General features: G+C 72.6%; 23 protein-coding genes. 12 read left to right on the top strand and 11 right to left on the bottom strand.

Annotated elements, in window-relative coordinates:
- The first annotated feature begins 2 nt into the window (after positions 1-2).
- From atpD to QP089_RS08985, 4 genes are all read left to right on the top strand, one after another.
- Positions 3-1,433, top strand: coding sequence for a F0F1 ATP synthase subunit beta (gene atpD, locus QP089_RS09000; RefSeq protein WP_285910943.1), 1,431 nt, complete (start codon positions 3-5; stop codon positions 1,431-1,433).
- 75 nt (positions 1,434-1,508) lie between these two features.
- Entirely contained in the window at positions 1,509-1,895 is a 387-nt protein-coding gene (locus QP089_RS08995; RefSeq protein ID WP_285910942.1) for a F0F1 ATP synthase subunit epsilon, read from the top strand.
- 30 nt (positions 1,896-1,925) lie between these two features.
- Complete coding sequence (locus QP089_RS08990) at positions 1,926-2,402, top strand: DUF2550 domain-containing protein (protein WP_285910941.1); 477 nt, start codon at positions 1,926-1,928, stop codon at positions 2,400-2,402.
- Between the two features lie 170 nt (positions 2,403-2,572).
- The gene (locus tag QP089_RS08985; RefSeq protein WP_285910940.1) at positions 2,573-4,084 is read left to right on the top strand and encodes a M28 family peptidase; all 1,512 of its coding nucleotides are present in this window, start codon (positions 2,573-2,575) and stop codon (positions 4,082-4,084) included.
- A 15-nt stretch (positions 4,085-4,099) separates the two neighbouring features.
- Here QP089_RS08985 and QP089_RS08980 read toward each other — a convergent pair whose 3' ends face one another.
- Together QP089_RS08980 and QP089_RS08975 are read right to left on the bottom strand one after the other, a co-directional pair.
- The gene (locus QP089_RS08980; protein ID WP_285910939.1) at positions 4,100-5,035 is read right to left on the bottom strand and encodes a DUF4097 family beta strand repeat-containing protein; all 936 of its coding nucleotides are present in this window, start codon (positions 5,033-5,035) and stop codon (positions 4,100-4,102) included.
- A 124-nt stretch (positions 5,036-5,159) separates the two neighbouring features.
- On the bottom strand, positions 5,160-5,786 hold the full coding sequence (locus QP089_RS08975; protein ID WP_285910938.1) for a cob(I)yrinic acid a,c-diamide adenosyltransferase: 627 nt from the start codon (positions 5,784-5,786) through the stop codon (positions 5,160-5,162).
- 91 nt (positions 5,787-5,877) lie between these two features.
- Between QP089_RS08975 and QP089_RS08970 the strand changes: the two genes are divergently transcribed.
- The 3 genes from QP089_RS08970 to QP089_RS08960 all read left to right on the top strand — a co-directional run bounded on the left by QP089_RS08970 (position 5,878) and on the right by QP089_RS08960 (position 11,313).
- Positions 5,878-7,467 (top strand): GMC family oxidoreductase, encoded by a 1,590-nt coding sequence (locus QP089_RS08970; RefSeq protein ID WP_285910937.1) that lies wholly within the window; start codon positions 5,878-5,880, stop codon positions 7,465-7,467.
- A gap of 293 nt (positions 7,468-7,760) precedes the next feature.
- Positions 7,761-9,734, top strand: a complete 1,974-nt coding sequence (locus tag QP089_RS08965) for a hypothetical protein (RefSeq protein ID WP_285910936.1) — start codon at positions 7,761-7,763, stop codon at positions 9,732-9,734.
- A gap of 31 nt (positions 9,735-9,765) precedes the next feature.
- A complete protein-coding gene (locus QP089_RS08960; RefSeq protein ID WP_285910935.1) occupies positions 9,766-11,313 on the top strand; it encodes a type 1 periplasmic-binding domain-containing protein in 1,548 nt (515 codons plus the stop codon).
- Positions 11,314-11,846: 533 nt separating this feature from the next.
- Here QP089_RS08960 and QP089_RS08955 read toward each other — a convergent pair.
- Positions 11,847-12,401 carry a TetR/AcrR family transcriptional regulator gene (locus QP089_RS08955; protein WP_285910934.1) on the bottom strand — a complete coding sequence of 185 codons (555 nt, stop codon included), beginning with the start codon at positions 12,399-12,401 and terminating at the stop codon, positions 11,847-11,849.
- A gap of 69 nt (positions 12,402-12,470) precedes the next feature.
- Here QP089_RS08955 and QP089_RS08950 point away from each other — a divergent pair, with 69 nt between their 5' ends.
- Positions 12,471-13,151 carry an SDR family oxidoreductase gene (locus tag QP089_RS08950; protein WP_285910933.1) on the top strand — a complete coding sequence of 227 codons (681 nt, stop codon included), beginning with the start codon at positions 12,471-12,473 and terminating at the stop codon, positions 13,149-13,151.
- 64 nt (positions 13,152-13,215) lie between these two features.
- On the top strand, positions 13,216-13,806 hold the full coding sequence (locus QP089_RS08945; RefSeq protein WP_285910932.1) for a dihydrofolate reductase family protein: 591 nt from the start codon (positions 13,216-13,218) through the stop codon (positions 13,804-13,806).
- Between the two features lie 81 nt (positions 13,807-13,887).
- Here the strand turns inward: QP089_RS08945 and QP089_RS08940 are convergent, their stop codons facing one another.
- The 3 genes from QP089_RS08940 to QP089_RS08930 all read right to left on the bottom strand — a co-directional run bounded on the left by QP089_RS08940 (position 13,888) and on the right by QP089_RS08930 (position 17,483).
- Positions 13,888-15,387 (bottom strand): aldehyde dehydrogenase family protein, encoded by a 1,500-nt coding sequence (locus tag QP089_RS08940; protein WP_285910931.1) that lies wholly within the window; start codon positions 15,385-15,387, stop codon positions 13,888-13,890.
- Between the two features lie 66 nt (positions 15,388-15,453).
- On the bottom strand, positions 15,454-16,827 hold the full coding sequence (locus QP089_RS08935) for a carotenoid oxygenase family protein (RefSeq protein WP_285910930.1): 1,374 nt from the start codon (positions 16,825-16,827) through the stop codon (positions 15,454-15,456).
- Positions 16,828-16,895: 68 nt separating this feature from the next.
- On the bottom strand, positions 16,896-17,483 hold the full coding sequence (locus QP089_RS08930) for a hypothetical protein (protein WP_285910929.1): 588 nt from the start codon (positions 17,481-17,483) through the stop codon (positions 16,896-16,898).
- Between the two features lie 98 nt (positions 17,484-17,581).
- On the opposite strand from QP089_RS08930, the gene QP089_RS08925 reads away from it, so the two are divergent.
- Entirely contained in the window at positions 17,582-18,127 is a 546-nt protein-coding gene (locus tag QP089_RS08925) for a PadR family transcriptional regulator (protein WP_285910928.1), read from the top strand.
- 70 nt (positions 18,128-18,197) lie between these two features.
- Here QP089_RS08925 and QP089_RS08920 read toward each other — a convergent pair whose 3' ends face one another.
- Positions 18,198-19,007 carry an NAD(P)H-binding protein gene (locus QP089_RS08920; RefSeq protein WP_285910927.1) on the bottom strand — a complete coding sequence of 270 codons (810 nt, stop codon included), beginning with the start codon at positions 19,005-19,007 and terminating at the stop codon, positions 18,198-18,200.
- A gap of 135 nt (positions 19,008-19,142) precedes the next feature.
- On the opposite strand from QP089_RS08920, the gene QP089_RS08915 reads away from it, so the two are divergent.
- Positions 19,143-19,826, top strand: a complete 684-nt coding sequence (locus QP089_RS08915) for a TetR family transcriptional regulator (RefSeq protein ID WP_285910926.1) — start codon at positions 19,143-19,145, stop codon at positions 19,824-19,826.
- Here the strand turns inward: QP089_RS08915 and QP089_RS08910 are convergent.
- The 4 genes from QP089_RS08910 to QP089_RS08895 all read right to left on the bottom strand — a co-directional run bounded on the left by QP089_RS08910 (position 19,823) and on the right by QP089_RS08895 (position 22,581).
- Positions 19,823-20,614: a site-2 protease family protein gene (locus tag QP089_RS08910; protein ID WP_285910925.1), complete on the bottom strand. Its 792-nt coding sequence runs from the start codon at positions 20,612-20,614 to the stop codon at positions 19,823-19,825. The two genes, QP089_RS08915 and QP089_RS08910, sit on opposite strands and share 4 nt — an antisense overlap.
- A gap of 69 nt (positions 20,615-20,683) precedes the next feature.
- Positions 20,684-21,268, bottom strand: coding sequence for a TetR/AcrR family transcriptional regulator (locus tag QP089_RS08905; protein ID WP_285910924.1), 585 nt, complete (start codon positions 21,266-21,268; stop codon positions 20,684-20,686).
- Between the two features lie 31 nt (positions 21,269-21,299).
- Positions 21,300-21,707, bottom strand: coding sequence for a DUF3224 domain-containing protein (locus QP089_RS08900; protein WP_285910923.1), 408 nt, complete (start codon positions 21,705-21,707; stop codon positions 21,300-21,302).
- Between the two features lie 4 nt (positions 21,708-21,711).
- Positions 21,712-22,581 (bottom strand): helix-turn-helix transcriptional regulator, encoded by an 870-nt coding sequence (locus QP089_RS08895; RefSeq protein ID WP_285910922.1) that lies wholly within the window; start codon positions 22,579-22,581, stop codon positions 21,712-21,714.
- Between the two features lie 119 nt (positions 22,582-22,700).
- Here QP089_RS08895 and QP089_RS08890 point away from each other — a divergent pair, with 119 nt between their 5' ends.
- Complete coding sequence (locus QP089_RS08890; protein WP_285910921.1) at positions 22,701-23,699, top strand: aldo/keto reductase; 999 nt, start codon at positions 22,701-22,703, stop codon at positions 23,697-23,699.
- Positions 23,700-24,617: the final 918 nt, after the last annotated feature.

Here is a 24,617-nt window from a genome sequence, read left to right as displayed (position 1 = left end):
CAATGACTGCACAGGTAGAGACGGCGACCGCGACCGGGCGCGTCGCACGCGTCATCGGCCCGGTCGTCGACGTGGAGTTCCCCGCCGACGCCATCCCGGACATCTACAACGCCCTCAACGTGCAGGTCACGCTGGGCGGCGAGGAGAAGACCCTGACGTTCGAGGTCGCCCAGCACCTGGGCGACAACATGGTCAGGTGCATCTCGATGCAGCCGACGGACGGACTGGTCCGCGGCGCCGCGGTGACCGACAGCGGTGAGTCGATCGCGGTGCCGGTGGGCGACATCACCAAGGGGCACGTGTGGAACGCCCTCGGCGAGGCGCTGGACGTCCCGACCGCCTCGCTGGAGATCAGCGAGCGCTGGGGCATCCACCGCAAGGCGCCGGCGTTCGACCAGCTGGAGTCCCGGACGGAGATGCTGGAGACCGGCATCAAGGTCATCGACCTGCTGTGCCCGTACGTCAAGGGCGGCAAGATCGGCCTGTTCGGCGGCGCGGGTGTGGGCAAGACCGTCCTCATCCAGGAGATGATCCGCCGCGTCGCCCGCAACTTCGGCGGCACCTCGGTGTTCGCCGGCGTGGGCGAGCGCACCCGCGAGGGCAACGACCTCTGGGTGGAGATGGACGAGGCGGACGTCCTGAAGGACACCGCCCTGGTGTTCGGCCAGATGGACGAGCCGCCGGGCACCCGGCTGCGCGTCGCGCTGGGCGCGCTGACGATGGCGGAGTACTTCCGCGACGTCCAGAACCAGGACGTGCTGCTGTTCATCGACAACATCTTCCGGTTCACCCAGGCCGGCTCGGAGGTCTCCACGCTGCTCGGGCGCATGCCGTCCGCGGTGGGGTACCAGCCGACGCTGGCGGACGAGATGGGCGTGCTGCAGGAGCGGATCACCTCGACGCGCGGTCACTCGATCACCTCGATGCAGGCGATCTACGTGCCCGCCGACGACATCACCGACCCGGCGCCGCACACCACGTTCGCGCACCTGGACGCGACGACCACGCTGTCGCGGAGCATCTCCGAGAAGGGCATCTTCCCGGCGGTGGACCCGCTCGACTCCACCTCGCGGATCATGGACCCGCAGATCCTGGGGAACGAGCACTACGAGGTCGCCCAGGAGGTGATCCGGATCCTGCAGAAGTACAAGGAGCTGCAGGACATCATCGCGATCCTCGGCATCGACGAGCTGTCGGAGGAGGACAAGGTCACCGTGCAGCGGGCGCGGCGCATCGAGCGCTTCCTGTCGCACCCGATGTACGTGGCCGAGCAGTTCACCGGCCAGCCCGGCGTGACGGTGCCGAAGGACGAGACGATCGCCTCGTTCAAGGCGCTGGCCGAGGGCAAGTACGACCACCTGCCCGAGCAGGCGTTCTTCATGTGCGGCGGCATCGAGGACGTCGAGAAGAAGGCCAGGGAGCTGGAGAAGTAGTCCGCTCCGGCGGGGCGCCCGGACGACGCGTCCGGCGCCCCGCCGGAACCGCTCCAGTATTCGGAGGAAACAGACGTGGCAACCCTGAAGGTCGGCCTGGTCTCGCCGGAGCGCGAGATCTGGTCCGGCGAGGCCAGGACGGTGGTCGCGCAGACCATCGAGGGCTCGCTCGGCATCCTGCCGGGCCACGCCCCGGTGCTCGGCGTGCTGCTGGACGGCAGCGTGGTGACCATCGAGCCGGCCGACGGCGGCGAGCGGGTCAGCGCGATGGTCGGCAGCGGGTTCTTCTCCGTCGCGGGCGACGAGGTCGCGATCCTGGCCGAGCAGGCCGAGATCGGCGACGAGATCGACGTCCAGGAGGCCCGGCAGGCGCTGGAGAGCGCGCTGTCCGGCGACGGCGAGGACGCGACGCCGGAGCGGCGGGCCCGGGCGCGGCTGCGCGCGGCGGGCATCGAGGTCTAGTTTTTCGCATCGAGCGAACGGCGGGGGGACTTGGGCGGGCACCTGGCACTTGACGCGGGCGGGGTGCTCGCCGGGTTCGTCCTGGTGGTCGCGCTCGTCTTCGTGACGATGGCCGTGCGCCGCTGGCTGTTCGTGCGCGGCGGCGGCACCGTGGAGTGCAGCCTGCGCACCCTGCCCGGCGAGGGCGCCGGCCCGGACGCCGCGCCGGGGGTGTGGCGCCTCGGTATCGGCCGGTACCGGGGCGACGAGCTGCACTGGCACCGCGTCTTCGGCTTCCGCAGAAGGCCCCGGCAGGTGATCCACCGCCGGGGCCTCGTCGTGTCCAACCGGCGGGCGCCCGGGCCGGACGAGGCGGACGGGCTGCTGCCGGACGTGAGCGTGATCGAGGTGCGCGACGGCGCGCGCGTGGTGGAGCTGGCGATGGGCGCGGCGGCGCTGACCGGGTTCCTGGCCTGGCTGGAGGCGGCGCCGCCGGGCTTCCCGGTGGACGTGCACCCGCCGGAGTGATCCGTCCCGCGCCGCGGCCCGGACGGGACGGCCGAGCCGCGCGTTGGCGTGCGGACGGTAAGGCCGCGGTATCGAAACGGCCGGGTCGCTCCGGCGATCCTTGCGGCGGGCGGGCGCCGAGTTCATGATCGGCCCTGGTCAGGCTCCTTCCCGTCTCCGCAGGAGTGCACGTGCGCAAGCTCTTCACCGGCGCCGCCGTGGCGCTGTCGGCCGCCGTCGTCCCGGGGGCGCAGGCCGCCGCCGTTCCCGGCGCGCCGGCGGGTCCGGACCTGGCGGCGCTGGTCACCCTGAAGGACGTCCGGCGCCATCTGGCCGCGTTCCAGGAGATCGCCGACTACAACGGCGGGAACCGCGCGGTCGGCGGGCAGGGCTTCCAGGTGTCGGTCCGGTACGTCGAGGGCCGGCTGCGGAAGGCCGGGTACACGCCGAAGGTGCAGCGGTTCACGTTCCCGTACTGGCGGGAGCGCTCGGCGCCGTCGCTGGCGCGGACGGCGCCGTCCAGGGCGTCCTACAAGGTGGGCACGGACTTCCTGACGTTCGCCTACTCGGGCGCCGGGGACGTGACCGCGCCGGTGGCGGCGGTGGACCTGCCCGCCTCCGGCGAGGGGACGAGCGGCTGCGAGAGCGGCGACTTCGCGGGCTTCCGCAAGGGCTCGATCGCGCTGATGCAGCGCGGGACGTGCGCGTTCTCCACGAAGGTCGCGCGGGCGCGGGCGGCGGGCGCCGCCGCCGCGGTGATCTTCAACAAGCCGGGCGAGAAGGGCCCGGTGAACGGGACGGCGGAGAAGGTCGCGCCGATCCCGGTGGTGGGCCCGTCCGCCAAGGTGGGAGCGGAGCTGGCGAAGGCCGCGAAGAAGGGCGGCCTGACGCTGCGGGTGCGGACCGACACCGTGCACGGCAAGCGGTCGGCGAGCAACGTCATCGCCGACACCGCGCGGGGCCGGGCCGGCAACGTGGTCGTGGCGGGCGCGCACCTCGACAGCGTCCCCGAGGGGCCGGGGATCAACGACAACGCGACGGGTGCGGCGGCGCTGCTGGCGGTCGCGGAGAAGATCCGCAAGCTGCCCGCCGGTGACCTGCGCAACCGGGTGCGCTTCGCCTGGTGGGGCGCAGAGGAAGAGGGCCTCATGGGGTCCACGCACTACGTCCGGACGCTGAGCGCCGCGGACCGGCGCGCGATCGCACTGAACCTGAACTTCGACATGTTGGGGTCGCCGAACGGCACCCGAGCGGTCTACGACGGCGACCACTCCTCGCGCATCGGCACCGTCCCGCCGGCCGGGTCCGGCGCGATCGAGAAGATCTTCCGGGAGTACTTCGCCGGACGGCACCTGCCGGTGACCCAGAGCCCGTTCGACGGGCGCTCGGACTACGGGCCGTTCGTGGAGAAGGGCATCCCGGCGGGCGGCATCGAGACCGGCGCGGAGGGCGTCAAGACGGCCGCGGAGGCCAAGGCGTACGGCGGGACGGCCGGCAAGGCGTACGACCCGTGCTACCACGCCAGGTGCGACCGGATGAAGAACGTCGACCTGAAGCTGCTGGACACCAACGTCGACGGCGTCGCCTACGCGACGCAGCGGCTGGCCGCCAGCACGCTCCCGGTGAACGGGGAGGCGCGCGTCGCGGCGCTGCCGGCGGCCCCGTACCGTCCCGAATGGCGGGGGCGGTACCTGGTGCGGTGAGGCTGCGCGGCCGGGTCAGGCGGGTTTGATCGAGATGGCGCCGGCGCCGGTCTTGACCGTGATGCGGCGGGGCGACGCCGGGTCCTGGCGGATGCCGGGGTCGATCAGCTTGCCGCCGGTGTCGGTGGTCAGCGCGACCGCGTAGGGCCGGGCGGCGGGCAGCCGCAGCCGGACGGAACCGGTGTCGGTGGTGGCCCGGACGGTGCTCGGCGCCGCGGCCAGGCCGAGCATGATCGACCCGGCGCCGGTCTCGACGGCCAGCCGGTCGGCGGTGAGGCCGTCCGCCCGGAGCGCACCCGTGTCGGTGCGCACCTCGGCGGAGGTGATGCGGCCGCCCAGCCGGACGGCACCGCTGCCGGCCCCGACCGTCAGCCGGCCGGACGTCAGGCCGGTCGCGGTGATCGACCCGGTGTCGGTGTGCAGGTCGGCGGCGTCGGCCCGGCCCGAGATCCGCACGTTCCCCGAGCCCGCGCTGAGCTCCGCCGAGGAGGTGCGCAGGTCCGTCGCGGCGACCGCGCCGGTGTCGCCGTGCAGCCGGACCGTCCCGGCCAGGCCGGAGACCCGGATCGACCCGGCGCCGCCGCGCACCTCGACGGCCGTGGCGCGCGGCACCTGGATCCGGTAGGAGATCCGGCACGGGTTGGATCCGATCACGCTGTGCCCGCACTTCGCCGACAGCGACAGCGTCCGCCCGTCGACGTCATGCCGCGGCTGCGGCTTGTTGCGGTCGTTGGACCAGCGCAGACGCTCGGTGACCTTGATGCCGGGGGAGTCGGAGGCGGTGATCTGCACCGACCCGTCGCCCGGCGACACCTTCAGCGCGCCGACGCCGTCCGGCGCGGTGTAGGAGCGGTCCTCGGTGTGGCGGCTGAAGCTGAGCCCGCAGCCCGCCACGGCCGCTCCCGCCAGCACCGCCGAGCCGGCCAGCGCCGCCCCTGCCAGAGTTCTCACGTCGCGTCTCTCCCCGCCGCTCGCCTCGCGCCCCCGTCACGGGACAGCCTGCCGTGCGGCCGGCCGCGCCGACAGGAGGCGGACCGGCGTTCCGGGGGTGGGGCTAACCCCACCCCGCCCCGGTTCAGCGTTCGCCGCCCGGCTTCCACAGCACGTCGCCGTGGCCGGCGTTCGCGACGCGGCACAGGATGAACAGCAGGTCCGACAGCCGGTTCAGGTACGCGGCGGTGAGCGGGTTCACGCCCCGGTCGGCGGCGTCCGGGTCGCCGACGGGAGCGGCGCCGTGCGCCTCGATCGCCGCCCACGCGGACCGCTCGGCGCGCCGCGTCACCGTCCGCGCGACGTGCAGCAGCGCCCCGCCGGGGGTGCCGCCGGGCAGGATGAAGCTGCGCAGCGGCTCCAGGGCGGCGTTGTGCTCGTCGCAGGCCGCCTCGAGGCGCTCGATGTAGGACGGGTCGACGCGCAGCGGCGGGTACTCGGGGTCGGGCACCACCGGCGCGCACAGGTCGGCGCCGACGTCGAACATCTCGTTCTGGACGCGGGTCAGCAGCGTCCTCAGCTCCTCCGGCAGGTCGCCGAGCGTCAGGGCCGCGCCGATCGCGGCGTTGGCCTCCTCCACGTCGGCGTAGGCGGCCAGGCGGGGGTCGGTCTTGCTCGTCCGGGACGCGTCGCCGAGCGCGGTGCTGCCGTCGTCGCCGGTCCGGGTGTAGATCCGCGAGAGGACGACGGGGGTCTCCCTGTTCTTCGCCATGGCCGTCACACTAGCGCCGGGGCGGGCGGGGCCGGACGGCGCGGGCCGACCGTCCGGTGACGTCGGAAAACCGTTCGGTAGTGTTCGTTTCGTGTACGACTACGTCATCGTCGGTGCGGGCAGCGCCGGCTGCGTGCTGGCCGCCCGGCTGTCGCAGGACCCGGCGGCCAGGGTGCTGCTGCTGGAGGCCGGGCCGCCCGACGACGCCCCGGAGATCCACATCCCGGCGGCGGTGGCGAGCCTGATCAAGGGCCCGTACGACTGGGACTACACGACCGTCCCGCAGGAGCACGCCGACGGGCGCGCGGTGTACTGGCCGCGCGGGCGCGCGCTCGGCGGCAGCTCGTCCACCAACGCGATGATCTACATCCGCGGGAACCGGTACGACTACGACACCTGGCGCGACGCCTACGGGTGCGACGGCTGGGGTTACGAGGACCTGCTGCCCTACTTCCGCCGCGCGGAGGACCAGCAGCGCATCGCGACCCCCTACCACGGCACCGGCGGCCCGCTGCGCGTCGAGGACCTGCGCTACAAGCACCCGCTGACGCAGGCGTGGGTGCAGTCGGCCAAGGCGTACGGACTGGCCGCCAACCCCGACTTCAACGGCGCCGACCAGGACGGCGTCGGCTTCTACCAGGTCACGCAGCGGCGCGGGAAGCGCTGGTCGGCCGCGGCCGGCTACCTGCGTCCGGCGCTGCGCCGGCCGAACCTCACCGTCGTCACCGACGCGCTGGTCACCAGCGTCCTGATCGAGAACGGCCGCGCGACGGGCGTCCGGTACGAGGCGCGCGGCGAGACCGTCGAGGCGCGCGCAGGCTCCGAGGTGATCCTGTCCGGCGGCGCGGTGAACAGCCCCCAGCTGCTGATGCTGTCGGGCGTCGGTCCCGCCGACCACCTGCGCGCGCACGGCATCGACGTGGTCGCCGACTCCCCGGTCGGGCAGGGCCTCCAGGACCATCCGTTCGTCAACGTCATGTTCGCGACCCCGCACACCAAGGGCCTGTGGGAGCTGGCGAACGCTCGCGCGTTCGCGCTCTACACCGCGCTCGCGCGCGGCCCGTACGCGTCCAACCTCGCCGAGGCGGGCGGGTTCGTCCGGACGGTCGACGGCCTGCCCGCGCCCGACCTGCAGTTCCACGTGCTGCCGACCCCGTTCGTCGACCAGGGGCTGGTCGAGCCGTCGCAGCGGCTGCTGTCGGTCATGGTCACCGCGATCGCCGTCGCCAGCCGGGGGTCGCTGACGCTGCGGTCCGCCAGCCCGTACGCCAAGCCGCTGATCGATCCCGCCTACCTTGCCGACAAGGCCGACCTGGACATCCTGGTCGCGGGCGTCCGGAAGGCCCGCGAGATCGCCGCCGTCGGCCCGCTCGGCCATCTGGCGGGCGGCGAGTACGCGCCGGGCGAGCCGGTCCAGGACGACGCGGACGTCGCCGCGTTCGTCCGCCGCGAGTGCGCCACGCTGTTCCACCCCACGAGCACCTGCGCGATGGGCGGCTCCGATGACGCCGTCTGCGATCCCGAGCTGCGCGTCCGCGGCGTCGAGGGACTGCGGGTCGTGGACGCCTCCGTCATGCCTGCGGTGCCGCGCGGCAACACCAACGCCCCGGTGATCGCGATCGCCGAACGCGCCGCCGACCTCATCCGCGGCCGCGCCCCGCTCCGCCCGGCGGGCCGCTGACCCGCTGGCGGACGAGGCGACGCCGCCTTGCCGGCCTCGGCGCGCGGTGCGTCCCGGGCCCTCCCGCACGCGTTGGCGCCGTTCTTCTGAAATGACCGGCTCCCGATTGTGCGTCTTTTTCCACTCTGCTCTCGTTTCCGTTCGGTGACGCCGAAGCCAATGCCACAATGAATTGGCGGATCGGTCCGCAGTGGGGGCGTGCGGGCGACGGTCGGGAAATGGCAGCGCAGGAAGACCGGGTTTTGGACTGTCCAGAACGCGCGTCATGACGCCACTGAGGGACGGTGAGAGTCATGGACCGACTCTATGGCCGGGACAACGGGCTGCCGCTCGCCGCCGAACTCCTCAAACTCCGTCAGGGCGGACCGGGCGCACCGGGCGGCGAATCCCCATTGCTGATCTTCGTCGGACCCGGCGGCGCGGGGAAGACCGCTTTGCTGGACGCCATCGAGGAAGGGCTGCAAGAGCGCGTTCCCCACGCCCGCATGGACGGAACGACGCTGCAGAACTCATCGGTCCCCGATATCCTCGCCGCCCTCGGTTTCGAGCTCAACCGCCGGTGCGGCCGGCTCGACGGGCTGCGGTTCCCGCGGCTGCTCGTCGGCCGCATGGTGATGGACGAGCCGCTCATCGGCGCGGCGGTCGGCGTCGGAGCGGACCCGGAAAAGGCCCGGCAGGAGGTCCGGAGGATTCTCGACGGCTACCGCGACCAGGCGGCGCTCGGGAACTTCCTGAGCCGGCTGGCGGGGGCCGTGATCCCGCCCCTCGCCGTCCGCGCTGCGGGCACCATGGTGGACGCGGCGTGGGCGGAGGTGATCGGCCGGGTCCTCTCCGACCTGATGAGCAACGGCCTGCGATTTCCGAGGTTCGGCCGACGTTCCGGTCTCGAAAAAGGGGAGAGCTGGTACGGCGCAGGGACGGCGGGGCTCGACGAGCTCGTGAAACTCAATGTCCGCTACCACGATTACCCGGCGCACCAGGGCTGGGTCGACCAGCTCCTGCTGGACGCGTTTCTCGCCGACCTCGAGGACGAATTCGCGCACAGCAGGGCCGCCGAGGGCGGATACAAATGCGCGATCCTCGTGGACAACGCCGAGCACGCCGTCGCGTTCATCAAGGCGTTCCTGCCGGCCAGTGCGGGCCGGACGCGCACACCGCCCATCGGGGTGATCGCGGCGGGCCGCGGCGGCCCGGCGGTGCGGGCCCTCGCGGGCGGGGCGCCCTGCGCGTCCCTGTCGGAGATCGACGTCCGGGCGGTGTTCCGCGATCCCGCGGTCCGGCGGCTCCCGGTCGCGCTCGCCGACCTCACGCCGGCCGAGACCGAGCGGATGGCGCGCGACGCGGGGTTCTTCGACCACACGGCGGGAATGATCTACCAGTTCACCGCGGGGAACCCGCACGCGACGGCCAGGCTCGTCCAGGCGGCCGTCGAGTGCGCCGGCGAGCGGGTCGACGTCGGGACGCTCCTCGGCCGCCCGTACGACCCCGCCGATCCCGCCGACCCCGAGCGGTCGATCGGCGAGCGGCTGGTCGACGACTTCCTGTCCGCCTTCAGCGACCGGCGGCGCGAGCATCTGATCACGACGGCCGCCGCGCGGGACCTCGGCGAGGCGCAGTTCATCACCGCGGACCTGCTGGCCCCGGGGGACGCGGCGTTCGTCCTCCGCTCCGACATCTGGCAGCCGGACTTCGGCGGCGGACCCGGCGCCCTGCCCGCGGTCCTCCGGCGGCTGCTGGCACGCCGGCTGGCGGAGCGCACCGTGGGCGACACCACCTGGGACGCGCTCCACGCCCTCCTCCGCCCCGCCGGGCCGGCGGAGGGCCTGACCGGCGAGGAGCGGGTCCGCGACCTGTACCACGCGCTCGCGCTCGGCGACCTGCCGCATGTCACCCGCCGGCTCGCGGTCCTGCTGACCGCGATGCCCGCCTCCGCCTGGCTCGCACTGGCCGCGGCCGTGACCGCGGCGCCGCGCCGCACCCCGGCGGTGCACGGCCCCTGCGCCGAGGCCGAGAAGCTGGCGCGGTCCGTCCAGGCGGCCGACGCACCCGGCCTGCGCGAACCCAGGGTCGGGTCCCGGGCCCTGGCGACCCTCGTCGCCGGTCTCTGGATCGCCGCCGACCCGCTCACCGGCCCGGCCCGGTACGACCTGCACCTCGCCATCGCCGCCTCGTACGACCTGATCGCGCAGGACGCCCACTCCGAGGGGGCCGCGCTGAACGTCGAGGCCGAGCACCACCGGGAGATCGCCGGACAATGGCCGCGCTGAACGCCGTGCGGCAGACCCATGGAGGCATCTGATGGCCGGTCCCGTCCGGAGGGCGCTGAGGCCCGCTTTCCTGCGGCTGCGCGAACCCGACCCTGCCGAGACCTTCGCGCCGCCCCGCTACGCGCCGCGCCCCTGGGTCGTGGCCGTCGCCGCCGTGACGGCCCTGGCGGTCCTGGCCGGCGCCGTCTGGTACGTGTTCTTCCGCCCTCCGACCTGCGGGCACGGCGTTGACCGGATCAACGGGGAATGCATCGGGGTCACCGATGGCGCCGTCCATTTCGACCCGTCGATGAAGAAGGTCGACGCGGCCATCCTCAAGGAGAACCGGCAGGTCACCAAGGAGAAGGGCGGCTACGTGACCGTGGCGTTCCTCGGTGCGCTCTCCACCACAAGGGAGCACGACCTCACCGGCGGCCGGGTCACCCGGGAGATCGAGGGCGCGCACATCGCGCAGATGCGGGCCAACCGCGGCGCCGCCGACGGCAACAGACCGGGCATCAAGCTCGTCCTCGCCAACGAGGGCGCCGACCAGAGCCATTGGAAGAAGGTGGTCGGTGAGCTGGTGAAGAGGCGCGGGTCCGACCATCTGGTGGCGGTGGTCGGGATGGGGATCAGCACACGGCAGACCATCGAGTCGGCCCGCGAACTGTCCGCGCAGAAGATCGGGATGGTCGGCGACGTGGTGACCGGAGACGGGTTCGACAGTTCCGGCGCCGCGCTCAGCCCGTCGGGGACCGGCGGTTCGACCAGGATCGACGGCCTGACCCGGGTGGCCGTGCCGGTGCGGCGGCAGGTGGAGGTCCTGGCACGCCACCTGAAGCCGCGCATCAAGTCGGCCGTGATGGTCGTCGATCGGAAGTCGGACGACCTCTACAGCCAGTCGCTCGCCCGCGACTTCAGCGACCTGTTCAGGGACGCGATCAAGAAGGGCGGGCGCCTGCCCGAGTTCTTCAGCGCCGACAGCCCGAAGCAGCCGGGCCTTCCGAACGCCTTCGCGGCGGTCGCCAGCAATCTGAACCTGTGCGGCGGGGACCCGCCGGACGTCGTGCTGTACGCGGGGCGGACGATCTTCCTGCCGCTGCTGCTCCAGTACTTCGAGAAGTGCGAGAAGCACCCCGTCACCGTGGTCACCGGTTCCGACGCCGAGGGCATCGCGGGCTTCCCCGGCAACGCGCCGGCCACCGTCGTCTACACCCCGCTGACGGACCCGGACCAGGTCGCGAACGACACCGCCGATCCGCAGCAGCAGAAGGCGTTCGCGACGTTCCTCAAGGAGGCCGAGCAGTACTACCCGCCCTTCGACCGGAGCCATCTGCGCGACGCGTGGGAGATGATGGCGCACGACGCGTTCCTCACAGCGGCTCAGGCGGTGCATCTGTCGCGCGGTGGCGAGATCCCGTCGTCGAGCGATGTGCCCAACTTCCTCTACAACCTGCATGAGACGAACTACGTGCAGGGAGCGGCGGGACGGATCGAGATGGACCCGGACGGCAACCCGCACCGTCCGACCATCAACGTCGTGCAGCTCCAGCACGACGGGACGCGGAAGCTGCTGTACTCCGCCCGCGAGAAGCCGTGAGTTCCGGGGTGGAAAGGAGAACGCCCCCGTCGTGTGACGGGGGCGTTGGCCGTTGGGGACGACAGTGCGCGGGGTTCACCGCTTGAGCGCCTTGGCGAGGCGGGCGGCGCGGCGTGACTCGCGGGCCTCGGCCCGCAGCCTGCGCACCCGGTCCTCCCCGGCGGCCTTCGCGAACTCATAGTTGATCATGGCTGGCTCCCTTCGTTCCGGACGGTTCTGGACGGGCCGCGCGTCAGCGCTTGAGCGCCTTGGCGAGCCGGGCGCGGCGCGCGTTGCGGGCTTCGGTCTGCCGCTCGCGTACCCGGTCGGCGATGAGGCCCTTGCTGATCTCCAGGCTGTACATGTCCGCTCCTCGCGTCCGCCGGGCCTTTCTGGCCCGACATGTACAAGGTTCGCGCTAAGGCCCCGGGTGCCACATCGGGACGACGCCCTATTCGCGGGCCTTAGGGCGCCTTAGTTCGCGGCGCCCGGGGCTCAGCCGCCTTAGGGCGCGCGGCGTCGGGGTGCGGATGCCTTAGGAGGGCGGGCCCGGCCTAGGAGACGGCGCGCAGGAGCAGGTCGGTGAGCTGCCGTGCGGCCGCCTCGTCCAGCGGCGCGTGGTCGAGCATGAGGCGGTACCACAGCACGCCGTAGACGACGTCGATCAGCAGTTCGGGGTCGACGCCGGCGGCGATCTCGCCGCGCCCGGCGGCGCGGTCGAGGATCTGCCGGAGCGCGGCGCGGCGGGCGAACAGGAACCGGTCGCGGAACGCCCTGGCGAACGCGGGGTCGAGCAGCGCCTCGGCCATCAGCCCGATGAGGACGGGCCGCTGGCCGCGCTGCCTGAACGTCGCGGCGAGGAACTCCACCAGGTCGCCGGACAGGGAGCCGGTGTCGGGGATGGCGATGCGCTCGTCGGCGATCTCGACCAGCCCGTCGAGCACGACGTCGGCCTTGGACGGCCACCAGCGGTAGATCGTCTGCTTGCCGACGCCGGCGGCCGCGGCGATGCCCTGCATGGTGAGGGCGGCGTAGCCGTGCTCCTCGAGCCCGCTGATCGCGGCGTCGAGGATCGCGCGCCGTGCCGTCTGACTGCGTGGCCGTCCCATGCGGGCAGTTTACAAGACGCGGTGTCTCGATTTAGTATCGAGACGTCACGTCTTGAAATGGAGGCAGGAATGCGCGTTGTGATCATGGGCGGCACGTCCGGGATCGGGCTGGCGACCGCCGAGCTGCTGGCGGAACGGGACGCGGAGGTGATCGTCACCGGCCGGGACCCCGGGAGGTTCGCCGCGGTGAAGTCGGCGACCGCCGAGCGGGTCGACGGCACCGACGAGGCCGCCGTCGCGGCGTTCTTCGAGCGGACCGGCGCGTTCGACCACCTGGTGCTCGCCTTCAGCCCCGGCGCGATCGGCGTGGGACCGATCGCGCAGACGAAGCTGGACGACGTCCGGGCCGCGTTCGACGGGAAGCTGTTCCCCTACCTGTCGGCGATCCAGCACGCGAAGGTGACCGGTTCGATCACCTTCGTGTCGGCGGCGTCCGCCCGCGCCGCGCTGCCGGGCGTCACGGCGCTCGCCGCGGTGAACGGGGCGATCGAGCGGATCGTGTCACCGCTGGCCGCCGAGCTGTCGCCGGTGCGGGTGAACGCGGTGGCGCCCGGCGTGATCGACACCCCGTGGTGGTCGTTCCTGCCGGACGAGCACCGGGAGGCGCAGTTCGCCGAGGCCGCCGGCGGCCTGGCGGTCAAGCGGGTCGGGACCGCGCAGGACGTCGCCGAGGCGATCGCCTACCTCGTCGACGCGTCCTACGTGACCGGAACGATCCTCCCCGTGGACGGCGGCTTCACCGTCGCCTGACCCGCGATGAGTTCCCGGCCTCGCGCCGGTCCCCATGGGGGCCGACACGGAAGGACGGGACACCATGGGCAAGGTCATCACCTCGGCGGCGATGTCGCTGGACGGGTTCATCGCGGGACCGGACGAGACGGGCTTCGAGCACCTCTTCGCCTGGCACGCCACCGGGGACGTGGAGATCCCGTCACGGGATCCGCGCTGGTCGTTCCGCGTGACGTCGGCGAGCGCTCCGGCCATCCACGCCATGCTCGACGTCGGCGCGCTGGTGGTGGGACGCCGGCTGTTCGACCTCACGCAGGGCTGGGGCGGCGGCCACCCGCTCGGCGCGCCGGTCTTCGTCGTCACGCACCGCGCCCCGGACGACTGGGCCCACCCGGACGCGCCGTTCACCTTCGTCACCGACGGGGTGGAGAGCGCGGTCCGGCAGGCGCGGGAGGCCGCGGACGGCAAGGACGTCGGCGTCGCGGCGGGCGACCTGGCGCGGCAGGCCCTGGACGCCGGGCTGGTCGACGAGATCTGGGTCGACCTGGTCCCGGTGCTGCTCGGCTCCGGGACCAGGTTCGTCGACGGGCTCGGCGAGGCGCCGGTGGTCCTGGAGAACCCGGAGGTCCTCCAGGGCGACCGCGTCACCCACCTCCGCTACCGCCTGAAGAAATAACCGGCGGCGTCAGCGAGCGGCGCCCCCGCGAGGCGGGGTCGCTCCTCCGCGGCGCCCTCGCGAGGCGGGCGCCGCCGCGCCTTAGCGCTTGTAGCGGCGGCCGTGGATCATGTTGACCAGGCCGAGGACGCGGGCCATCTCCTTCTCGGTGCGGCCGAACGAGGTCAGGTTCATGGTGGCGAACCGCTGCCGGGTGATGGCCTTCGGCCGGGCGAACTCGCGCAGCCCGTCCGCGCCGTGGATGCGGCCGAACCCCGACTCGCCGACGCCGCCGAACGGCAGCGCCGCGACCTGCGCGAACGCGGCGAAGGCGTTGATGGACGTCATGCCCGAGCGCATCCGCCGGGCGGCGTCCAGCGCGCGCGACCGGCTGCCGGAGAAGATCGTCCCGGCGAGGCCGTAGGTGGTCGTGTTGGCCTTCTCGACGGCCTCGTCGAGGTCCTTGACGCGGTGGACGGTGATCGTCGGGCCGAAGGTCTCCTCGCGCACGGCGGCCGAGTCGTCCGGCACGTCGGTGAGCACGACCGGCTCGACGTAGGGCTTGCGGACCGACTCGGCGCCGCCGACGACGGCCCTGCCGCCCTTCTCCAGGGCGTCCTTGATGTGCCGCTCGATGATGTCGAGCTGGCCGGGCATGGTGATCGGGCCGTAGGCGGCCTCGCGGTCGAAGCCGGGACGCAGGTCCTTGGCCTTCTCGGTGAGCTTGCCGAGGAAGCGGTCGTAGGCGTCGTCCACCACGTAGATCCGCTCGACGCCGATGCAGGTCTGGCCGGCGTTGGACATCGCGCCCCACAGCGCGGCGTCGGCGGCGGCGTCCAGGTCGGCGTCGGAGTCGACGATGCAGGCGTCCTTGCCGCCGCACTCGGCGACGATCGGGGTGAGGTTCTCGGCGCAGGCGGCCATCACCCGCTTGGCGGTGCGGGCGGAGCCGGTGAAGGCGATCTTGTCGACGTCCGGGGACGAGGCGAGCGCGGCGCCGGTCGCGCCGAGCCCGGTGACGACCTGCAGCACCGGGTGCTCGGGGATCACGCCCCCGACCAACTCGGCGAGCAGCAGCCCGACGCCGGGGGTGAACTCCGACGGCTTGAACACCACCGCGTTGCCGGCGGCGAGCGCGTAGGCGATCGAGCCCATCGGGGTGAAGATCGGGTAGTTCCACGGGCCGATCACGCCGACCACGCCGAGCGGCTGGTACTCCAGCTCGCAGCGCTGGTTGATCGCCATCAGGCCGGGGTAGACGGTGCGCGGCCCGAGCACCTTGCGGGCGTTGCGGGCGGCCCAGTCCAGGTGCGAGATCGCCATGATCGTCTCGAGCTGGGCGTCCTGGACCGGCTTGCCGGTCTCCTGGTGGATGAGCTCGGCCATCCGGTTGAGGTTGCGGGTGAGCGCGCCCTTGACGTTCAGCAGCCGCAGCCGGCGCTCCTTCCAGCCGAGGGCGCGCCACCAGCCGGCGGCCTCGCGGGCCCGACCGAGGGCCGCGGCGACGGCGGCGGCGTCGTGCACGGGGTGCTCGGCGACGACCTCGCCGGTGGCCGGGTTCAGGGACGCGAACGTCTCGGTGCTCTCCGTCGCCACGGACATGCGGAACCTCCCGGGAGGAGCCTGGTAAGTGATTACTTGCAGTTGGGTACTCGCTAGTAAATCACTCTAGGCGGCCGGGTGTCCCGGTCGGGCGTCCGGAATCCAGCTCCCGTGGAAACCCGCCGGTACCCGCCGGGGGAGCCGCACGCTCGCCGCCCGCGACAGGTCCGCCGCGTCCAGGACCAGCAGCTCGGCGGACGCGGCGCCGGAGACGATCGACAGCAGCCAGCCCTCGTCCTCCGCGCGGGCGCCCTCGGCCGGGACGAACACCGCCTCGCCCGCGGACGCGCCGTCCCCGAGCTCCCGCGCCGACGACGAGCCGTCGCGCAGGTCGTACTTCACCACCGCGCTCCCGGTCACCGTGTACAGGTACCGGTGCGGCAGGCCCGTGCGGGCGTCGTCGTGGGTCGGGAACTCCACGCCCCGGTCGTCGAGCTGCTCCTCGGCGACCCGTCCGGTCGCCGGGTCCAGCGTCCACCGGTACAGGCGCGCGGTGCTGGACCCGGCCGTGTCCTGCGCCGGGTACGCCGAACCGCCGATCTCCTTCCACGTGGCGGCGAAGTCCGCGGGACGGTAGCGGACGCCGTCCAGCACGATCCGGCCGGCGCCGTCCTCGTGGGCGTTGCCGACGTGGAAGACGTAGCACGGGTCGATGTCGAACCAGCGGACCTCGCCGGCCGCGTCGCGCGGCATGACGCCGAGCCTGGCGCCGTAGGCGTCGTCCCAGCGGAACGGCATGCCGCCGCCGCGCATCGCCAGCTCCATGTCGAACACGACGGGCAGGTCGAGCCAGATCACGTGGTGCTCGGTGATCGCGAAGTCGTGCATCATCGTCGGGCCCGGCACCGGGATCTCGCGGCTCTCCACGACCCGCGACCCGTCCGCCGACAGCCGGTGGTAGGTCAGGTGGGGCGGCAGGACGCCGTAGCCGAAGAACAGCAGCTCGCCGGTCGCCGGGTCCTGCTTGGGGTGCGCGGTCATCGCGGTGGTCAGCGTCCCGCCGAAGTCGCACGGCCCGACCGTGCCGACCTCGGGCGTCATCTCGTAGGGGAAGCCGATCTCGACCAGCGCGAGGATCCGGTCGCCGTGCGGGATCACGTGGGTGTTGGCGGGGACGGCGGTGAGGTCGAGCGTGCCGTCGTCGCTCACGAACCGGGCGTTCTCGTCGGTGAACTCCCTGGTGCGCACCCAGCGGTTGCGGTACCACTCTGCGCGCCCGCCGCGCAGCCGCACGCCGTGGATCATCCCCGGGCCGGTGAACCAGTGGCCGCTCGGGCGGCCGGGCAGGGGGTTCGGGCCGTTGCGGAAGTAGCGGCCGGTCAGCTCGGGCGGCAGCGTGCCGGTGACCTCCAGGCCGGTGGCGTCGATCTCGTCCGGGACGGGGGCGAGGCGGCCCTCGAGCCAGCCGGCGTTCCGTGCCGCTTCGGTGTCGTGCGTCATGTCCCCGTCCTGTGCCTCGCGTGCCGGTCCGAGCGGTTCGCCGGGGTCCTACCCCAGGTCAGAGGGGGTCATCGGGCGATCTCGTGGTCGATGCCGTGGCGGGCGAAGTACCGCTTCCGCGCGATCTCGGGGTAGCGGGCGGTGAAGACGATCGGGATCGCGAAGCCGGCGACCTTGACGCCGACGAGCAGCGCGGTGTTGTGCGGCGCGGCGTGCTGGACGTCGGCGAGGACGAGCGCCATGACGGTGAAGCTGACGGCCCACACGACGGCGATGACCGTGGTGATCCGCTTGAACAGGTCCGTCGCGGCGATGTCCGCGTCGACGTCGCGGCGGGCGACGCCCTCGGTGAAGGGCCGTCCCATGAGCACGGTGCCCCAGGCGGTGAGGGCGAGCCAGCCGATCGCCATGGACGCGCCGTAGCCCAGCAGGGCCGAGTCCGGGGCGGCGAAGGCGAGCGCGGTGAGCAGCGCCATGAAGACGATGGTGGACAGCTCCAGGACCAGCGAGTCGAGGCGGTTGCCCCGGCGCAGGTCGTGCGCGAGCAGCACCAGTGCCGCGACGAGGCCGGTCAGCGCGCCCGCCTGGTCGCTCCAGCCGCTCACGACGGCGAGCAGGATCCACGGGAGGAAGGTCCGGACGTAGTACCCCAGCATGGTGCGAGCCTCTCATCGGGCGACGTTCCAACTTCGACATGTCGGAATCTAAACGTGGCACTCTCGACATGTCAATACCGACATGTCAGAATCAAGGTATGAGCCTGCGCCACGCGTTGCTGGGACTGATCGCCGAGATGGACGGCGCCAGCGGATACGACCTGCTGAAGGTCTTCGAGATCTCCCTCGGGACGGTCTGGCAGGCCACCCAGAGCCAGCTCTACGGCGAGCTCGGCAAGCTCACCGACGGCGGGCTGATCGAGGTGTCCGCCGAGGGGCCGCGCGGCCGCAAGGAGTACGCGATCACCGGCGCGGGCCGGGCCGAGCTGCGCCACTGGATGGTGGAGACCGAGCCGAAGCCGCACCGCCGCGACGAGGTGATGCTGCGGGTCTTCTTCCTCGACCAGGTCGAGCCCGACGAGGCCCTCGGCTACATGGACCGGATGATCGACGTCTACTCCGGACGGCTCGACGACCTGGCCCGGCTGGAGGAGATCGTCCCGTGGGAGGAGGAGGGCGGGCTCACCGGCAACGGCCGGCTGACCATGGAGTACGGCAAGCGCTTCATGGCGATGCGCCGCGACTGGTTCGTCTGGGCCCGCAAGCAGTACGAGGAGCGCCGGCCCGGCGCGGGCGGCGGCTGACGCGCGTACGGCCGGGCGGAGCGGGGGCCCGTCCGGCCGTACGTTCTACACAGTGGCGTCGCGCGCGCCGTCAGAAGTGGTCCGCGGCCCACTCGGCGAACGTGCGGGCGGGGCGGCCGGTGATGCGTTCGACCTCCGGTGAGATCTCGACGTCACGGTTCACCGCCTCGGCGCGCATGCGCAGGAGCACGTCGATCAGCCCCTCGCGCATGTAGGGGCGGGAGAGCATCTCCTCCCGCGCCTGCTCGGGCGTGATCTCCTCGAACCGGGCCGGGATCCCGGCGGCGGCGCCGATGATCTCGACCATCCGCGGGTGGGTGAGCGCCTCGGGGCCGCTGAGCACAGGCTTCGCGCCGACGAGGTCGTCCGACAGCAGGGCGCGGGCGGCGACCGCGGCGATGTCGCGCTCGTGGATCGGCGCGCTGCGGGCGTCCGGGTAAGGCTCGCGCACCGGCTCGCCCGCGCGGATCGTGTCCTCCCAGGCCAGCGCGTTGCTCGCGAACTCGCCCGGGCGCACGAACGTCCACTCCAGGCCGGTCTCCTCGATCGCCCGCTCGACCTCGAGGTGGTGGGCGCCGATCACGTTGGCGGGGTCGTCGCTCAGCGCGGCGGCCGACGACAGCAGGACCAGGCGCCGGACGCCGTGCTCGCGGGCGCGCTCCAGCAGGTCGCCGAGGCCGCTCCAGAACACGGCCGGGTTGACGAAGATCGCCGTGACACCGTCCAGCGGCATCGCGTCGGTGCGGGCGACCTCCACCTCGCCGGGCAGCCGCGCGGTGGCGGGGTCGCGGGTCAGCGCGCGGACCTTGGCGTTCGCGCAGAGCAGCTCGCCGACGAGGTGGCGGCCGACGTTGCCGGTGGCTCCGGTGACAAGGATCATCGTGGGTCTCTTTCGGACGGGTTCCGGTGGGGTGGTGCGCACCCATCTTCAACCAAATGGATGAAGACGTCAAACAGTCGGATGTATGACGACGTCAGCAGGCGGTAGCATGAGCGGCGTGACAGAGGAGACGGCGTGACCGAGGAGACCGTGCCGCGGGAGACGCGACGGCCGCGGCGCGCGCCCGCCCCCGGCGAGCGCAAGCTCGACGCCGAGCGCTCGCGGCGGCTGCTGCTCGACGCGGCCATGGAGGAGTTCGCCGCCAAGGGCTACGCGGGCGCCCGCGTCCAGGACATCGCCGACCGCGCCGGCGTGAACAAGCAGCTCATCAACTACTACTTCGGCGGCAAGCAGGGCCTGTACCTCGAGCTCGGCCGCCGGTGGCAGCGGACCGAGGCCGAGATCAACGACCCGGCCGTCGGCCTCGACGAGGTCATGGCCCGCTACCTGCGGTACGCCCTCGAAGACCCGCGCGGCCTCCGGCTGTCCGCCTGGCGCGGGCTCACCGAGGACCCGCCCGCCGACCGGCCGCCCGTCGAGCGCGAGGACCTCTCGGAACTGGAACGCCGGCAGGCCGAGGGGGAACTGGCCGCCGACCTCGACCCCGCCGCGGTGATGCTGGTGATGATGGCGTCGGTGGCCGCACCCGTCGTGCTGCCCCAGATGGTCCACCGCGTGTACGGGCTCGCCCCGGACTCACCGGAGTTCCAGGAGCGCTACGCCGACCAGCTCCGGCGGATCGTCCGCCTCCTCGCGGGCTGCCGCCACACCGGACGCCCGGAGCCCGGCGAGCCCCCGGCACCGGGCGGCACGCCCTAGATCCAGTCCTGCCAGAACATGAAGCCCGCGTGGCCCAGCTCGATGTTGTAGGCGTTGATGCCGAGCGCGTCCGTGATGTGGTAGATCAGCCGGAAGAACGCCCGGTTGACCGGCTCGATCCACAGCAGCGCGATCAGCGCCAGGAAGGCGTAGCCGCCGTACCCGCTGACCTGGTCGACGAAGCGGCGCGGCAGGTACGGCTCGACGATCCCGAACCCGTCCAGCCCGGGGATCGGCAGCAGGTTCAGCAGCGCCGCGGTGACCTGCAGGAACGCCAGGAACGCCAGGCCCAGCCAGAACACCGCGTGGCCCTGGCTGGCGAAGTTCTTGAAGATGACCGCGAGCATGATCGCGAAAAGGGCGTTGGACAGCGGGCCCGCCGCCGACACCAGGCTGTGCCGCAGCCGCCCCGGGATCCGGTGCCGCTCGATCCACACCGCCCCGCCCGGCAGCCCGATCCCGCCGAGCAGGATGAACACCACCGGGATCAGGAAGCTCAGCATCACGTCGGAGTACCGCGCCGGGTTCAGCGTCAGGTACCCCTTGGCGACCACGCTCCGGTCCCCGGACCGGTAGGCGATGTAGGCGTGCCCGAACTCGTGCACGCACAGCGACACCATCCACGCCGCGATCACGAACCCGAACATGGCGATCCGCGCCGGCTGGACGGTGTTGTCCCCGTACCGCCAGGTGATCAGCCCGCAGGCGACGGTGGCCGCCACGATCACGAGGAACACCGGGCTCGGCCGGACCGCCGAACGCCCCCGCCTCGCGAAGTCCGCAACCATCGCCCCGACCCCTTCCGGTCAGCCGCCCCGTCCGTGCTTGAAAGCTACCGTCTCGTAGGTGCGGGCGCGTCACGGTCCCGCTATGCCCGGCACCACGTAGGTGCGCAGGAAGCGGCGCAGCTCGTCGGGCTCGCGCCGCCGGTCCATCACGATCAGGGACGTGATGATCCGGAACAGGAACTCCACCGTCCCCTCCACCTCGATGTCGGGACGCAGCGTCCGCTGCCGCTGCGCCTGCTCGAAGTAGGGCCGGACGTAGTCGCAGCACAGCGCCAGCACGTGCTCGGCCGCGCCCGCCACCGCCGCCTGCATGTGCCCCGCCGCCTCCGGCACCAGGAAATGCGCGATCGCCGGCTCGTTGCGGACGTACTCCACCGCGTCCATCGTGCCCTCGACGATCGCCTCCGGCACCGACCGCTCGCTGCGCAGCCGCACGGCGAGCCGGTCCAGGAACCGGTGCAGGTCGCGCAGCACGACCGCGAGGATCAGCTCGTCCCGCCCGCCGCTGACCGCCCGGTACACCGTCGCCCGCGACAGCTTCGCCGCCGCCGCGATGTCCTCCACCGTGGTCTTGGCCACGCCGAACCGGGAGAAGCACGCCTCGGCGGCGTCGATGATCCGCTCGCGGGTGGCGTCGGTGCTGACCGGGGGCATGGCCGAAAGATTACCGGCCGCGCCCGCCCGGTCAGCCGAGCGTGTACTCCAGCTCCCAGGTGTGCCGGCCGTCGCCGGTCACGGTGATCCGCCCGACGCCGCGGACCCCGGCCAGCTCCCCGGTCCCGGACGTGGGCACGATCAGCCAGCGCAGCCACTGCGTGCCGGGCGTCCCGTCCTCGGTGCCCGCGCTGTGCTGCAGCACGAACGTCCCCTCCCGGCCGTGCAGGATCCCCTGCACGTGCTCGATCCCCACGTACGCCACGGGCCCGGCCGCCGACTCCACCGTGATCAGCTCGCTGCTGCTCGTCCCGACGAGATCGCCGTGGAAGGTCTTGCGGACGTGCACCCGGGCCAGTTTGTTGCCGTCCTGCTCGTCGTAGGGCTTCTCGGCTTCCCACGCGTCGATGTCGAAGGCGCCGCTCGCTTGGAAGGTCATGCCGTCATGATGCCCGGCCGTCCGGCGCGGGCGCCTCTCCCGCCGGAAACTCCTCGATGCCGAGCACCCGGAGCAGGTCCAGGCGCTCGCGGGTGGCGGCGTCCGCGGGGGTGAGCACCAGGAGCTGCTGCCGCTGGTCGGGCGTGACCAGCGTCTCGCAGTTCATCGTGAGGCGGCCGACGCGCGGGTGCAGCAGGGTCTTGCGGTCGGCGCGCCGGACCGCGACCTCGTGCTCGGCCCACAGGCGGCGGAACTCGGCGCTGGCGGCGCGCAGGCGGTCGACGAGCCCGGTGACGGCGGGGTCGCCGGCGCGGCGTCCGGCGACCGCGCGCAGATCGGCCACCAGCTGCCGGGAGTAGTGGTCGCGCTCGTCGGGCAGGGAGAGGGCGCGCACGGCGGGATCGGTGAACCAGCGGTAGGCGACGTAGCGGCGGTCGCCGGTGAAACCGGTGTGGTCGCCGGTCAGCAGCATGGCCGCCCGGTTCTGCGCCAGGACCTCGCCCAGGTCGGACAGGACCATCGCCGGGGTGTCGCCGAGCAGGTCGAGCATGCGCACCAGACCGGCGCGGGCCATACCGGCCACCGCGTCCGAGGGCGGCGGACGGTGACCGGACAGGTGGAACAGGTGGTCGCGCTCGTCGTCGGACAGGCGCAGCGCGCGGGCCAGCGCGCCGAGCAGCTGCGGTGACGGCTGACTGCTGCGGCCCTGCTCCAGGCGGACGATGTAGTCCACCGAGATGCCGGCGAGCATCGCCACCTCCTCCCGGCGCAGGCCGGCGGTGCGGCGGCGAGGACCGTCGGCCAACCCCACCTCGCCCGGCCGGATCGCCTCCCGGCGGCGTCGCAGAAAGTCGGCGAGCTGCTCGCGTTCCATGACCCCATGGTTCCTCGCGGTGGGCGGCGTATCCAGGGAGCGGCTCTCCCACGATGAACGCTCCTCTCCCGCCCGTCCCGGCTGCGGCGCAGAGTTGGTCGGGAGCAACGAGGGAGAACATGATGCAAACGCGAACCCTGGGACGCACCGGACCGACCGTCTCCGCACTGGGCCTGGGAGCGATGAGCATGTCGGGCGCCTACGGCGCGGCCGACCGCACCGAGAGCACCGCCACCGTGCACGCCGCGCTGGACGCCGGCGTCACGCTGATCGACACCGGCGACTTCTACGCGATGGGTCACAACGAGCTGCTGCTCGCCGAGGCGCTGCGCGGGCGGCGCCGCGACGACTACGTCCTGAGCGTCAAGTTCGGCCTGCTGTCGGGACCGGGGCCTGGCTTCGGCGGGTACGACGGCCGTCCCGAGGCGGTGAGGAACTTCCTCGGCCACTCCCTGACCCGGCTGGGCACGGACCACATCGACATCTACCGTCCCGCCCGGCTGGACCCGGCCGTACCGATCGAGGACACCGTGGGCGCCATCAAGGACATGATCGACGCCGGACACGTGCGGCACCTCGGCCTTTCGGAGGTCGACGCGGCCACGATCCGCCGGGCGCACGCCGTCCACCCGGTCTCCGACCTGCAGATCGAGTACTCGCTGATCTCCCGCGCGGTCGAGGCGGACGTCCTGCCCACGCTGCGCGAACTCGGCATCGGCCTCACCGCCTACGGCGTCCTCGGCCGCGGCCTCATCTCCGGACACTGGACCGCCGGCCGCACCGCCGCCCCCGGCGACAGCCGCGCCGCGTCACCTCGCTTCTCCGCAGACAATATCGAACACAACCTCGCCCTCGTCGACGCCCTACGCCGCGTAGCCGAGGCACGAGGCTGCACCGTCGCACAACTGGCCATCGCCTGGGTCGCCGCCCAAGGCGAGGACATCGTGCCCTTGGTCGGCGCCCGCACCCGCGACCGCCTGACCGAAGCCCTGCCTGCGGCGGAGCTAACCCTCACTGCCGAAGACCTAGCCGAAATCGAAAAAGCAGTACCAGCGGGCGCCGCGCGCGGTGACCGCTACCCGTCCACCTTCATGCCCAACCTCGGCGTAGGCAACTGACCTGAGACCCGCGTGCGCCCCCCGCTGCTGCGCACCACGGCCGAGGTAGTCGATGCGAGGCGGCAGCGACCACCGAGTGGCAACCGGATGAGCGACCAATGCGGGGGCCGGCGGTTGGCGAGCGCCGGAAACCGCGATCCCAGCCGAGCGAATGAGGTAGGACGACCGGCGGCGAGCGCGCCCGGCCCCCGACTGGCGCTGGACGGTGACCAGCGGGCCGTGGGGGCGGCGGTTGGCAAGTGGTCGGCAGCGAGTGGGCAGTGGTCGGCGGCGAGCGGCTGGCGCCGAGCGGAAGCGGCTGGCAGCGAGTGTGGACGGCGAGTGCGGACGGCGAGCGGCGCCAGGGCGTGTTGGTGGGCGAGTGGAATGCCAACGGCGGGTGGCGGCGGCGAATGGTGAATAACGAATGGTGGGGCGCGATTGCAGGCGGAGCAATGGCGGGCAGCGGGTGGCGGCGGTAGCGGCCGGCGGGTAGGCGAGTGGGGGCGGGGGCCGATTCGGCGGGCGAATGCGGGCTGCGAGTGGTGGGGCAGCGAGTGGCCAGCGGTCGGCGGCGAGCGCGCCCCGGGACGACAGGCGGAGAGCGGCGAACGACTGGCGGCGAGCGAGAAGCAGCTGGCGACGGGCGAAGCGGGTGGTAGGCGGCTGAGTTAAGGGAGAAGGAGCTGACATCGAGGGGGCGCGGACGGTGAATGGCGGACGGTGGGCGGATAGCAGCGATTGGCAAGTAGGAGTGGTGAGCGGGGGTGGTGAGGAGTGAGCGAGGGCGGGCGGCGTAGATGGGGTGTCCGGGATGGGTGTTTGGGGCAGAGGCGAGGGGTTGGCCGTGCGGTGGGGTGGCGCTGGCGTACGGGGCCGCCCCTCCAAAGTCAAGGGCGCCTTCGGCGTCGCTTCGCGATGGACTTCGTCCACCCTTGA

The sequence above is a fragment of the Actinomadura opuntiae genome (assembly GCF_030283205.1).
Taxonomy (GTDB): Bacteria; Actinomycetota; Actinomycetes; order Streptosporangiales; family Streptosporangiaceae; genus Spirillospora.
This window is presented reverse-complemented; position numbering and strand designations above follow the sequence as displayed.

What these genes read in the sequence shown, in the direction of transcription:
- QP089_RS08950 (WP_285910933.1), top strand. Translation starts at nt 12,471, where the DNA reads ATGCGCGTTGTGATCATGGGCGGCACGTCCGGGATCGGGCTGGCGACC.
- QP089_RS08920 (WP_285910927.1), bottom strand. Translation starts at nt 19,007, where the DNA reads ATGATCCTTGTCACCGGAGCCACCGGCAACGTCGGCCGCCACCTCGTC.
- QP089_RS08935 (WP_285910930.1), bottom strand. Translation starts at nt 16,827, where the DNA reads ATGACGCACGACACCGAAGCGGCACGGAACGCCGGCTGGCTCGAGGGC.
- QP089_RS08890 (WP_285910921.1), top strand. Translation starts at nt 22,701, where the DNA reads ATGATGCAAACGCGAACCCTGGGACGCACCGGACCGACCGTCTCCGCA.
- QP089_RS08925 (WP_285910928.1), top strand. Translation starts at nt 17,582, where the DNA reads ATGAGCCTGCGCCACGCGTTGCTGGGACTGATCGCCGAGATGGACGGC.
- QP089_RS08960 (WP_285910935.1), top strand. Translation starts at nt 9,766, where the DNA reads ATGGCCGGTCCCGTCCGGAGGGCGCTGAGGCCCGCTTTCCTGCGGCTG.
- QP089_RS08910 (WP_285910925.1), bottom strand. Translation starts at nt 20,614, where the DNA reads ATGGTTGCGGACTTCGCGAGGCGGGGGCGTTCGGCGGTCCGGCCGAGC.
- QP089_RS08955 (WP_285910934.1), bottom strand. Translation starts at nt 12,401, where the DNA reads ATGGGACGGCCACGCAGTCAGACGGCACGGCGCGCGATCCTCGACGCC.
- QP089_RS08945 (WP_285910932.1), top strand. Translation starts at nt 13,216, where the DNA reads ATGGGCAAGGTCATCACCTCGGCGGCGATGTCGCTGGACGGGTTCATC.
- QP089_RS08975 (WP_285910938.1), bottom strand. Translation starts at nt 5,786, where the DNA reads ATGGCGAAGAACAGGGAGACCCCCGTCGTCCTCTCGCGGATCTACACC.
- QP089_RS08940 (WP_285910931.1), bottom strand. Translation starts at nt 15,387, where the DNA reads ATGTCCGTGGCGACGGAGAGCACCGAGACGTTCGCGTCCCTGAACCCG.
- QP089_RS08905 (WP_285910924.1), bottom strand. Translation starts at nt 21,268, where the DNA reads ATGCCCCCGGTCAGCACCGACGCCACCCGCGAGCGGATCATCGACGCC.
- atpD (WP_285910943.1), top strand. Translation starts at nt 3, where the DNA reads ATGACTGCACAGGTAGAGACGGCGACCGCGACCGGGCGCGTCGCACGC.
- QP089_RS08900 (WP_285910923.1), bottom strand. Translation starts at nt 21,707, where the DNA reads ATGACCTTCCAAGCGAGCGGCGCCTTCGACATCGACGCGTGGGAAGCC.
- QP089_RS08930 (WP_285910929.1), bottom strand. Translation starts at nt 17,483, where the DNA reads ATGCTGGGGTACTACGTCCGGACCTTCCTCCCGTGGATCCTGCTCGCC.
- QP089_RS08895 (WP_285910922.1), bottom strand. Translation starts at nt 22,581, where the DNA reads ATGGAACGCGAGCAGCTCGCCGACTTTCTGCGACGCCGCCGGGAGGCG.
- QP089_RS08965 (WP_285910936.1), top strand. Translation starts at nt 7,761, where the DNA reads ATGGACCGACTCTATGGCCGGGACAACGGGCTGCCGCTCGCCGCCGAA.